This is a genomic window from Neobacillus drentensis (assembly GCF_036962765.1).
Classification (GTDB): domain Bacteria; phylum Bacillota; class Bacilli; order Bacillales; family Cytobacillaceae; genus Neobacillus; species Neobacillus drentensis_C.
Genome location: NZ_JBALOS010000209.1, coordinates 1 through 11,063 on the forward strand (window position 1 = coordinate 1; position 11,063 = coordinate 11,063).

The window sequence follows — 11,063 nt, forward strand, 5'->3', positions numbered from 1 at the left end:
ATGTTTATAAAGGGAAAATATTACTACCATTTAATTCAGCACCGCCACAACGAACTCTTAAAGCAAGATTGTTTGGATGAAGAGTTAAGAGCAAAGCTAAACGTTAAATCCAGTTATCATAATAGTAAAGTTCTTGAATTTGCTTTAAAAATGTAAACGAACCTATATCTATTTAAAGCCAGTATTTTGGAATACTGGCTTTTTTATAGATTAAAAAGGATTTTTTAACAGATAGAATGGTATAAAATAGAGCAATAGGACAACCATTACATATAGGAATGTATTGAAAGAGAGGGGATTTCCCGAAATGTACAATCGTACAAAATTTAAGATCATGAAACCTGCTCATGAGGTATTTGAAGCCTTCGTTGATCCTGCAAAAATCAAGAATTTCTGGTTCTCATCAGGTGCTCGATGGGAGCAGGGGCAGACCGTTACACTTAGATATGAGGAATACAATGCCCAAGTCGATATCGATGTAATCGAAGTCGAGCCAAATGAGAAAATCATGTTCCGGTGGGGGACAAATGGAGAAGGAAATATTGTCACGATATCACTCGAAGAATTGGATGAATCGAGCACTATCATTGAAATTGTTGAAGAAGGATTTAAAGAAGATGATGATGAGTTGATGAGTCATCTGCTGGATAATAAAGAAGGCTGGGTTTATATGCTAACTTGTTTAAAAGGATATTTGGAGTTTGGAATTAACCAGTTAAGAGGAGCCATCGTTCATTGATGAAAGTGGAGCTTGGACCAATCCAAGCTCTATTTAATTGGAGCGCTCCAGTCGCAATGCTCAGTGCATCTGCCTTTGGTCATTCAAATCTCTGGACAAAGTTACAGTTAGAGCAAGCTCGTCCAATCAGTTGCTTTGCAGCAGGATTTTCATAATAGATTTCCTCAAATCCACAGATCGAGCAATCGATAATATGGAAAATTTGTCGTTCCCCCAATATGGTATCTAACAAGCATTCAAAATACATACAATTGCCCTCCATTCGATGATTTTTTCTTATAAGATAGCAAATAATCGCGCGGAAAAAAGAAGAATACTGTCACGTGGGATAAGAATGTTTTCGACATATTTCCCCAGAAATGGTTTCCTTTGAATTTGGGTATTCTATAAAAAAAGGGGGTACCGAGATGAAAAAGAACGATGAGCAAACGAGTGAAGGATTAAATGAAATTTTTGAGATTATAAATGCAAAAGGCGATACGGGCGAACTTACGGAAATTGTTGAACGGTACGATAGTGAAAATCCTGAAGAAGGCTCAAACAGATAATCACAAAGGCCTAGCCCTTCCACTAGGCCTTTTGTAATGAAAAATGTGGATAGTATCCATAGGAAATGTGGATATATTAAAGTGAATTGTGGGTAAATTTGTTAATTTTGTGGATAAAACTGTGGGTTTTGTGGATAATTTCAATCGCTGGTAATTAGTTTATATTTAGCCAAAGTTCACTCACATTATCTGTGTATAAATGGTGAAAAATTGTGGATATCACCGACGATCATGTGGATATCCCGGTAATAAATGTTGATAACGTTGTTAATATCCTCTATCCTGCCTATTAAACATGGTCATTTCCCCATTTAAAAAAACCATCCAAGTGTCAGTATCTAATCTTCTATTAAATAATCTACCCATAAATCATCTCATTTTCTTAAGAAGATGACATTTGTCACCTTCATTATCCGCTCCCACTACTCGTTTGCCTCCGCTCCACTATATTCAAATTGATCTCCTCTGGCCTTCTTCCCCACGGTATTTGGACAACCACCCATTTTAGCGCCCGTTTCTGTTGGATAACCTTCCCCTTCTTCCTTTTTGGAATAATCTAATACTAGTTCGCTAGGAGGGAAGAACATGGTAAGAAAAGCAATCATTCCTGCAGCAGGGTATGGAACCAGAACCTTGCCAATCACGAAAGTTCTGCCGAAAGAAATGCTGCCCATTTGCGGAAGGCCGGCCTTAGATTTTATCGTGGAAGAAGCGATTAAATCAGGAATTGAGCAAATATTAATTGTTGTCTCCAGATCAAAAAATATGATTCTCGATTATTACGACCGGTCGGTAGAGTTGGAGACCTACTTAGAAGAAAAGGATAAAACGCACTTATTAAAGGAAATCGCCCTTCCCAATGTCCATTTTCAGTATGTACGCCAGTCCTATGCACGCGGATTAGGGGATGCGGTCCTCCTAGGAAAGCAGTTTGTCGGAAATGAACCTTTTGCTGTCCTGCTCCCAGATGAAATTATTCTTGCTAACGAGAAGCAACCACTAAAACAGTTAATCGATATATTCACCAAACACCAGGGGAATATAATCGGTGTTAAAAAACTGGACCAGGACCAATTGAAGAACTATGGGGTAATTAAACCAGAACTCATAAAAAACAAAGAATATATCATTAAGGACATTGTTGAAAAGCCGCAAAAGTCCCCACCATCGGATCTAGCGGTAATTGGCCGATATATTTTTGACCCCATCATTTTCAATTATCTTGAAAATGTAAAACCAGGTGTAGGCGGAGAAATTCAATTAACTGATGCTATTAAAGAAATGGCGAAAGCTTATAAAAGCTATGGGCTGGAGATAGACGGAACGTGCTTTGATATCGCTAAAATGTCAGAGTATGTAGAGTTGATTAATTATATCTGTGGACCGAGGGGGAAACAACAGCAGTGAACATCTTAATTGTCGGTACAGGTTATGTGGGAACCACCACAGGGCTTATTTTTTCCGAACATGGGCACAAAGTGACCGGACTCGACCTTGATGAGCGTAAGATTCAAGCTTTGCAGGCAGGCAACCTGCATTTCTATGAGCCAGGCCTTGAAAGCCTCCTAAAAAAGCATACCCAAGCCCGTAATATTATTTTTACAAACAACACGGAAACAGCAATGAAAGAGAATGACGTGATATTCATTTGTGTCGGTACCCCGCAGGGAACGGATGGCAGCGCAGATCTTACCTTTGTCAAAAATGTCGCAAAATCGATTGGTCAACACATCAACCAATACAAGGTGATTGTTACGAAAAGTACCGTGCCAGTCGGTACCGCTGAGTTAGTGACAAGCGTTATCAAAGTACATCAAACGGCACCCATTCCGTTCGATGTCGTCTCTAATCCAGAGTTCCTGCGCGAGGGTTCCGCCCTTCACGATGCGCTCCATCCCGATCGAATCGTCATCGGCACAACAAGTAAAACAGCCAAAACCATCATGAGAGAATTATATAAAGACTTCCACTGCCCAATCGTCGAAACCCACCCAACAGCCTCTGAAATGATTAAGTATGCAGCCAATTCTTTTCTCGCATTAAAAATTTCCTATATCAATGAGTTAGCAAGGGTATGTGACAAACTTTCCATCAATGTGAAAGACGTCTCAAACGGAATCGGGCTGGACCACCGGATTAACCCGCATTTCTTAAATGCGGGGATGGGTTACGGCGGCTCATGTTTTCCGAAAGATGTCAATGCGCTCATCCACATAGCTAATCAACAAGGAACACCCTTATCGATTCTTGAGGCTGTAGTTAAGGTCAACGCGGAACAGCCTGTTTATTTTATTGAAAAAATAAAGCAGGCACTCGGCGGTGAGATACAAAATAAAACGATTGCCGTGCTCGGGTTATCCTTTAAGGCAAATACAGATGATACGAGGGAGTCTCCTAGTTTCATTTTGATTGATCGATTATTAAAAGAACAAGCGATTGTGAAGTCGCATGATCCAATGGTGGAGAGTGGCGCCCCTCACCAATTTATGACCATTGAAGAAACGGTCGCGGGTGCAGATGCGCTTGTGATTGCCACGGACTGGGATGATTATAAGAAACTCAATTGGGAGAGTATTAAGCGGTTAATGAGGCACCACTATATTTTTGACGGGAGAAATATAATTAATAAGGACCAAGTGAAGAAATTAGGATTTTATTATTTTGGAGTTTCTAATCACTAAAAAAGAGCATTGCCACATGCTCTTTTTACTATGGATTAAAAAGGATGTGAATCAACGATGATTTTGGTTACAGGTGGTGCCGGTTATATCGGCAGCCATGTTGTCAGGGATCTTGCAGATCGGGGTTATTCCGTTTTAGTTTTAGATAATCTATCGACTGGCCACAAAGAGGCCGTCGATAAACGGGCAGCATTTATTCATGGGGATGTGGGGGATTCTAAGGTACTTGAACATATTTTTACAGCTTACTCAATTGAAGCCGTCATGCATTTTGCAGCCAGCTGCCTTGTTGGTGAATCGGTTATCCATCCACTTAAATACTATCAAAATAACGTGGCTGTGACACTTTGCTTACTGCAAAAAATGATTGACCACCACATTAAAAATTTCATCTTTTCCTCGACCTGTGCAACCTATGGGATACCGGATCAATCAACCATCCATGAAAAACTGCCGACGAACCCGATTAACCCTTATGGAAAGTCTAAACTAATGATAGAAACCATGTTAAATAGTCTTTCAGATAGCCATGATTTCAATTATATTGCCCTTCGTTATTTTAATGTAGCTGGAGCACATCCATCTGTTGAAATAGGGGAAGACCATGATCCGGAAACTCACTTAATTCCAAATATATTAAGGCATTTACAAGGGAAGTCGCCATATATTGAGATTTTTGGAAATGATTACGGGACTCCAGATGGCACGTGCATTCGCGATTATCTTCACGTAACGGATTTGTCGGCTGGCCATATTTTAGCATTAGAATTTTTACTACAGCATCAAGGGCAAAAAACAGCGGACATTTTCAATTTAGGAAATGAACGAGGTGTTTCCGTTTTAGAAATGATCCACCTCTGTGAGCAAGTGGCCGGTGCCAAGGCAAATGTGAAAATTCAACCACGACGAAAGGGCGACCCTCCGCAGTTAGTCGCATCATCGCAAAAAATTCAAAACGCACTTGGCTGGGCCCCAAGATATGATATCAAAGCAACCATTAAATCTGCATGGAACTGGCATCAGCAGCATCCGTATGGCTATAAATAAATAACTATCCACTGTAATAAAGTGGATAGTTATTATTGAAGTTTCAAATTTCTTAAGAAGGCTGCAAACTTGCGCGGGGTAATGGTAATGTTATCTAATCCTGTCCATCCTCGATTTTCCTGGGTGCGATTGCCTCCTGCGAAATCCCCGAGAAAATAATGATGTTTCAAGTTTCCAAAAGAACAAATGGCCCAATAAAGGGGAGTGATATAGGTTGGCGAGAAAATTTCAATCACTTTTGTCTCTGGTCTGCAAAAGGTCAAATTAACTAAGCCAGCACCATGTGCGCCAACAACGACTTCGGCCGATGAAAAAAGTCGGGCTTGGTCGGTGACTGAAAAGGTTTCAAGTTCCACTGGTACAAAACCATACGGCTTTAAGATCTCCCATAGGTCAGACTCGTTCGTAATGATGCGCGACCATTTTCTCTTAATGTAAATCCGCCTTTTTTCAGTGGATTCTTCATTTAAGAATGTGTTCCTTAAAAAGTCATAGCCCCACTTGGTTGCAAACGTTGGCTGGGATGCAACTACCAACTGGTCGGCTTGAATATGGAACCCCTCGTAGGTCTTTATTAATTGCTCATCTGCTATGCTAAGACGGTGTAAGGTTTCCGATTGAAAAGGTACATAGTCAGGTTCAGACTTTATAATATAGCGTTCCACAGGCAGGCCGCTCTCCCGAAGTAAATGAACGCGGGGTAACACTTCATACATCCAATGATAATAGTTTCTGCCCACTACATGTGTGAGGTCTGCTATTTGTTCGTATTGATGTGAAATAGGGGGTAAGGTTTCTACTTTAAAAATGGAATGATTGGAGCGTGGATGGACAAATTCTAACGAAGCATCCCAGATTAGACGGTTATCTGGGGTTACAATCGCTCCATTTAGCCCACATACGCGTCCGCCTGGAATCACTCCGACAGACCCACCTTCTAATTTAATTGGGTAGCGAGCTGGAGGACGTTTCATACGTCTTGAAAAAGAAGTTTCAGGGTAAATTTCCTTAAAGACTACACCCTGAGAAACTGATTCGACGTTTGCTTCAACCCAATCCTTTACGGTGTTATAGATACCATCAGGCGGTATCACTGTACTCAAAAAATCGCCTCCAATTCATAATAATATTCATCCGCGATTCGATAATTTCTTGTATATTAATTAAACCGATTTTATGTAATTACGGTTTTTAAAGGAGCTTTTTTATATATTGTCTAAGAGCTCTGGTTTAGATTTCACATGAAATGCTTATATCGAATTACATGTCCAGAATGAAACTTACAATAGTTCGTTGTCTTCTTATGGTTCTGCTTTCTTTATTTTATACTCTTGAATTGTTTCCTCTAGAACGATTTTAATGTTACTAAATGCTCCCACCCCCAGTAATGCTTTTACTTTCTTAATCAATGGCCGTCTACGAAAACCCAATCTTTTTACAGAATTAAAGAATTAAAGGAGAATGATCACACAATAAAAACACCTAATTCAAGATGGGAGGACGAAAGATTAGTGGATGACAACACCCTAACGGTCAATATGACAAGGCATCGCAAGAAGCTGTCGAAATTGGGCAAACCCGACTATATCGGCACCGTCAAGGGAGAAGGGTATGTCATAAGATGAGTTTTCTTAACTATTTGGACGATAAACGACTCTTCATTTCTTTCTATGTCGTATTTATGATTTTTATTTCACTGATGATTTCCGCGATATCCCGGGACAATTATGCGCCGAACATTGTTTATGTAAATATCGGCGGTCTTTTCATATCCGCCGTTTATCTTGTTGCGCCTGGATAAGATTGATCGGTTTGTGGAGCAGGCGCTCTACTATTCCCGGATTGATTCCTTCTCGAAGGACTATCTCATTCAAGAGGTATCCCTGAATGGCTGGGGGATACATGCTCACAGGTAAGCTTGAGAATAATTGTAAATACTTGAAATATTTTCAATAGCCCCTACCTATTCCTTACATAATAGAAATGCCTTTTGAGTATCCCTAGTTATTTTCATTCTTAAACTGTTCAAATAATTTACTAAAATCAAAACTTTCCCCATCAATTACCATATCGAGCGCATGCCCGAAATCAATAGCAATACGCCTAGTAGATTTAGCTAACATTGGTGTTAAGATAGTTGCTGGTATACCTGCAGCTAGTAAGGCAATATCCCAATCATTATTATTTACTAAAGATTTATATACTTCCTCTATATACTGCATTCCTTCTAATGGCAAAGCAATAGTTACATTCACATGATTTTTTTGAAAATAAGGTATAGCTTCTTGTGCACGTCTACCGATAAGAGCTACTTTTTTATTGTAAAGGAGTTCCCAAAACTTCTGTTCCTCTATCATGTCATGTGTTACCCAAACTGAACATATTTTTTTAGGGATATAGTTTAAGTGATGAAATAAGCTTTTAGTACTCTCATACCAAAATGCTCCTTTATTTTGATCATCCTGTCTAACAAATCCTGCTATATTTGTTGTTTTCATAGATTTTAATATTCTTTTGGCTGTATGTTCAGCAGACCCAGTAAAACCATTATATATTCTAAAATCATCCATCATATTAAATAACTTGCGATTAAGTTTCCAACTTAAACAAGAAACTTCCGCATGTGAAAATCGAGTCAATGAAAATTCTTTCTTATCATTTATCGCTTCCTCTAAAAGATTAAGTACTTCATGAGTACTTAAAAATGTATGTTGATAATTATGACAACTACATGACATAGAATTACCCCCCTACTAAATATTTTTTATTACATATCTCCACTATAAAATTCGAAAATATTGCGATTATATTCCATTCCACAATTTTGTAGTGAAGTAATCAATTCCCTCTTATAGGGTGCATTACCTAATAAAATTACTCCATCTAATCTCCTGCTTTTAAACCACGACTTGAGCCGTCGAATATAACTTCTTTCCGCCCTATAAATCATTAATGTAATTTCAATTGAGGATTTTGACTGCTCTACAAATAATTCACAGCCTTCTTTACTTCCAATTACAACGAATTTTGGGGATAGTTGCCGGTCTTTATAAATTGTATTTCTAACATAATTTGAAAAAGAGTAAAATAATTCTTTCACTGTTTCATACTCATTTTTATTGGATAGAGATTCGCTATATCTTCGATAGTGATAAAGCACCTCAGGAACATTTTCTATTGGTCCTAAGGTAATAAGTCTAGTCCAGAGATCATAGTCATAAGCAATTCTTAAGCTAGCATCATATTTTCCTGCTGTTATATATGCACTTTTTGAAAACATTACACTTCCATGAGTTAATGGACAACCATGATATAAAACAGAAGCAATTTGGGAAGTCGTTCTAAACCAGTTTCTTCCTGCCTCGAATTGATTGTCACCTGGGATACACTTAATCCAAGAGCCTAACGCAACTAGCTCAGGATGTTCTAAAAGATGACTAACTTGTCTTTCTAGACGGTTAGGTACACTTATATCATCCGCATCATGAATAGCAATCCAGCCTCCTTTTGCATGATCAATACCTATGTTAAGCGCCTCGGCTGCCCCTTGATTACTAGGAAGATGTATAATTTGCACTCTTTCATCTGTAATATTGTCTAAAATCTTTGGAGTATTATCTGTTGAAGCATCATTAACTATAATCAGTTCGTAGTGCTCATATGTTTGTAAAAGAATACTATCAATCGCTTCTTGTATAAATTTTTCGCCATTATAGACGGCCATTACAACAGATACAAACATTGAATACCTCTCCTCACCTTAATTTCAATTATTTAAAGGTCTTCTCCGCTATTCTTATTAGTCTATGATTCAACTAAAATAAATGAACGGGCTTTTATTGATAAAAGTTCAACTTTAATTTCCCAGTCCCTTAGTTCTCTACGATTAATATATCGTTGAACATTCATATTGACATGAGGAGCAAAATTTCCCTTAAAGAATTCACATTTATTTCGGGACGCCATTTAAATAATATTTGGCTCTTCTCCTTGGAGATAGCCCTTATTGCGACAAATGGCGTCTCGTATACCCATTGTGGCAGCCAATAATAATTCTTTACCTAACGCAATAGAATTACCATGACTAAGAGAGTGAGGAAGAACACGGTAGTAATATAAGACTTTAGGTATCTTTTCAAATGGAGCAATTTCAAACAGGCGGAACCATAGGTCACGGTCATACACTAAAAAGGGAAGCCTGTTGTGGTTGTTCATGGAACCGAAGCAGGATGTATTCCCTTTGAGAAGATGATGAAGGAGGAAGGCATCTTTCATACCCGAATTTATCTTATGATAAATGGAATAAAAGATATGAATAAATCCCACCGACTTTACAAGAAAGGTAAGATAGATGCGTTTATCATTCTTTCTAATGCCCCGGCTGGAAATCAATTGATAAACTACCTTTCAGAAAAGGGGCTAAAATTAAATAACGATTATTTTACCTTATGGTCTGCCTTGTAAATTTCCATTAAGAGGAGTGATAAGAAATTGGAGATCAATGACCAGATAAATTATGAAAAACGCATGCTGAATCTTGAGGATGTATTAATGTTTATAGACGATGCCCTTCAAAAGGGAAAGCCACTTTCAATTGGCCGTTATAGACATATTAAGATAGCGTACATTGGTTGGATTTTTTTTCCTGAATGGACTATTTTATTAGAACCCTACAGTGCATATTCAGGGGCCACCGAGTCGATGACGACGATTAAAAATGAATTAGAAAAAGCATTAAGAACAACGGATATTGTAGGTCTTCATGCTTCTTGGGGCCAAGAATGGGAAGATAAGGAGACCGCTAAACTGACAGGTCGGCTTCTATACAATTTAGACTTTAAGCCTGAGAAAATTTGCTCTGTTTTTATAACGCACGACATGATTAAGAATATGCAATTCTGGACGATCTTAAAAGACAGGAAAATAGCCTTAGTGGGAAGGCGTGCTGCTGAAGCAGCACCACTTTTCATACAGGATGGCTATAATATTACGTATACTAGGGTTCTTGAGGGGTTTGAGCAAATCGAGGAAGCTTATCAGGACCTAGCTTCAAGGGATTGGGATATTGCCCTTGTAGCAGCTGGAATTCCCGCTACCATTCTAGCTCCACGGCTGGCAAATCATACAAATAGAGTAGTTATAGACTTCGGTCATGCATTAGATAAGATTATTGATGGTGAAAATTTTAATTATGAAAAAATATTAAAGGATTGGAAGGCTGGTATGAACAGGAACTGCCTTGTGTCAATGGTGATGGCCGTCCATAACGGGGAAAGGTTTTTGGAAGAAACACTCAAACATGCTCTTTACCAATCCTATTCTAACTTAGAAATTATCATTGTAAATGATGGTTCAAGTGATTCAACAAAACAAATTTTAGATCGAATACGAGACGACAGGGTTAAGGTGATTCATCTAGAGGAAAATCAAGGTGCGGCGAAAGCATTAAATTTAGGTATTAGAGAGGCAAGGGGTGAGTGGGTTGCTATTCAGGATGCAGATGATAATAGCTATCCCACTAGGATCGAAGAACAAGTGAAATATATTCAGGAACATCCCCAACTGGTTGGAGTGGGTACATTGATAAAATGTATTTCTGGGGATGCGGATATTCCTGATTCTGTATATGAAGGATTGACCGCGAGTAGAAACAATCATAAAACAAGGGATGAAATTAGAAACATTATTTACTGGGGCTGCCCGTTGACACACAGTTCTGTTATGTTTTCAAAAGAGGTTTTCTGGGAAGTAGGAGGATATGATCCCCAATTCAAAATTGCTTATGACTATGATTTATGGCTAAAATTATTGGAAAAAGGTGAAATGGAAAAGGTTGAGAATGTTTTATTAGATTATAGAATTCATAAGGGCTCCCTTTCGAATAAAGATGGTCTTGCGACTGTCAATGAAATACAGATAGCGTCTTCAAGATCCATTTATCGAGCATTTCATCAAAAAAAAGGTGGTCTGCCAAAGGTTATTGTTGTTGGAACGGAAAGAGCCTGCAGAAATTATAAAGCAAGAATTTCCATAAAGAGTGGCATAAAG

Annotated in this window: 13 protein-coding genes; 9 read left to right on the forward strand and 4 right to left on the reverse strand. The window is 38.5% G+C overall.

The window, feature by feature from the left end; all coding sequences use genetic code 11:
- Positions 1-307: 307 nt before the first annotated feature.
- The 6 genes from V7137_RS23115 to galE all read left to right on the forward strand — a co-directional run bounded on the left by V7137_RS23115 (position 308) and on the right by galE (position 5,015).
- Positions 308-739, forward strand: a complete 432-nt coding sequence (locus tag V7137_RS23115; RefSeq protein WP_335700245.1) for an SRPBCC family protein — start codon at positions 308-310, stop codon at positions 737-739.
- Complete coding sequence (locus V7137_RS23120) at positions 736-894, forward strand: hypothetical protein (protein WP_335700246.1); 159 nt, start codon at positions 736-738, stop codon at positions 892-894. The genes V7137_RS23115 and V7137_RS23120 overlap by 4 nt, the downstream gene beginning before the upstream one ends.
- Before the next feature lie 252 nt (positions 895-1,146).
- Positions 1,147-1,287 carry a hypothetical protein gene (locus V7137_RS23125; RefSeq protein ID WP_335700247.1) on the forward strand — a complete coding sequence of 47 codons (141 nt, stop codon included), beginning with the start codon at positions 1,147-1,149 and terminating at the stop codon, positions 1,285-1,287.
- A 585-nt stretch (positions 1,288-1,872) separates the two neighbouring features.
- Positions 1,873-2,694, forward strand: coding sequence for a UTP--glucose-1-phosphate uridylyltransferase (locus V7137_RS23130; protein WP_335700248.1), 822 nt, complete (start codon positions 1,873-1,875; stop codon positions 2,692-2,694).
- A complete protein-coding gene (locus tag V7137_RS23135; RefSeq protein ID WP_335700249.1) occupies positions 2,691-3,968 on the forward strand; it encodes a UDP-glucose dehydrogenase family protein in 1,278 nt (425 codons plus the stop codon). The genes V7137_RS23130 and V7137_RS23135 overlap by 4 nt, the downstream gene beginning before the upstream one ends.
- Positions 3,969-4,025: 57 nt before the next feature.
- Entirely contained in the window at positions 4,026-5,015 is a 990-nt protein-coding gene (gene galE, locus V7137_RS23140) for a UDP-glucose 4-epimerase GalE (protein ID WP_335700250.1), read from the forward strand.
- 32 nt (positions 5,016-5,047) lie between these two features.
- Here galE and V7137_RS23145 read toward each other — a convergent pair whose 3' ends face one another.
- On the reverse strand, positions 5,048-6,109 hold the full coding sequence (locus tag V7137_RS23145) for a glycosyltransferase family 61 protein (protein WP_335700255.1): 1,062 nt from the start codon (positions 6,107-6,109) through the stop codon (positions 5,048-5,050).
- A gap of 378 nt (positions 6,110-6,487) precedes the next feature.
- Between V7137_RS23145 and V7137_RS23150 the strand changes: the two genes are divergently transcribed.
- Together V7137_RS23150 and V7137_RS23155 are read left to right on the forward strand one after the other, a co-directional pair.
- On the forward strand, positions 6,488-6,640 hold the full coding sequence (locus V7137_RS23150) for a winged helix-turn-helix domain-containing protein (RefSeq protein ID WP_420490168.1): 153 nt from the start codon (positions 6,488-6,490) through the stop codon (positions 6,638-6,640).
- A complete protein-coding gene (locus tag V7137_RS23155) occupies positions 6,637-6,816 on the forward strand; it encodes a hypothetical protein (protein ID WP_335700256.1) in 180 nt (59 codons plus the stop codon). The genes V7137_RS23150 and V7137_RS23155 overlap by 4 nt, the downstream gene beginning before the upstream one ends.
- 199 nt (positions 6,817-7,015) lie before the next feature.
- Here V7137_RS23155 and V7137_RS23160 read toward each other — a convergent pair whose 3' ends face one another.
- The 3 genes from V7137_RS23160 to V7137_RS23170 form a co-directional block, all read right to left on the reverse strand.
- A complete protein-coding gene (locus V7137_RS23160) occupies positions 7,016-7,753 on the reverse strand; it encodes a GT-D fold domain-containing protein (RefSeq protein WP_335700251.1) in 738 nt (245 codons plus the stop codon).
- A 29-nt stretch (positions 7,754-7,782) separates the two neighbouring features.
- Entirely contained in the window at positions 7,783-8,757 is a 975-nt protein-coding gene (locus tag V7137_RS23165) for a glycosyltransferase family 2 protein (protein WP_335700252.1), read from the reverse strand.
- 224 nt (positions 8,758-8,981) lie between these two features.
- Entirely contained in the window at positions 8,982-9,407 is a 426-nt protein-coding gene (locus V7137_RS23170) for a hypothetical protein (protein ID WP_335700253.1), read from the reverse strand.
- Between the two features lie 99 nt (positions 9,408-9,506).
- Here V7137_RS23170 and V7137_RS23175 point away from each other — a divergent pair.
- Positions 9,507-11,063 (forward strand): GT-D fold domain-containing protein (locus V7137_RS23175; RefSeq protein ID WP_335700254.1); only part of this gene is annotated, 1,557 nt, incomplete at its 3' end.

What these genes read in the sequence shown, in the direction of transcription:
- V7137_RS23125 (WP_335700247.1), top strand. Translation starts at nt 1,147, where the DNA reads ATGAAAAAGAACGATGAGCAAACGAGTGAAGGATTAAATGAAATTTTT.
- V7137_RS23130 (WP_335700248.1), top strand. Translation starts at nt 1,873, where the DNA reads ATGGTAAGAAAAGCAATCATTCCTGCAGCAGGGTATGGAACCAGAACC.
- V7137_RS23115 (WP_335700245.1), top strand. Translation starts at nt 308, where the DNA reads ATGTACAATCGTACAAAATTTAAGATCATGAAACCTGCTCATGAGGTA.
- V7137_RS23155 (WP_335700256.1), top strand. Translation starts at nt 6,637, where the DNA reads ATGAGTTTTCTTAACTATTTGGACGATAAACGACTCTTCATTTCTTTC.
- V7137_RS23160 (WP_335700251.1), bottom strand. Translation starts at nt 7,753, where the DNA reads ATGTCATGTAGTTGTCATAATTATCAACATACATTTTTAAGTACTCAT.
- V7137_RS23165 (WP_335700252.1), bottom strand. Translation starts at nt 8,757, where the DNA reads ATGTTTGTATCTGTTGTAATGGCCGTCTATAATGGCGAAAAATTTATA.
- galE (WP_335700250.1), top strand. Translation starts at nt 4,026, where the DNA reads ATGATTTTGGTTACAGGTGGTGCCGGTTATATCGGCAGCCATGTTGTC.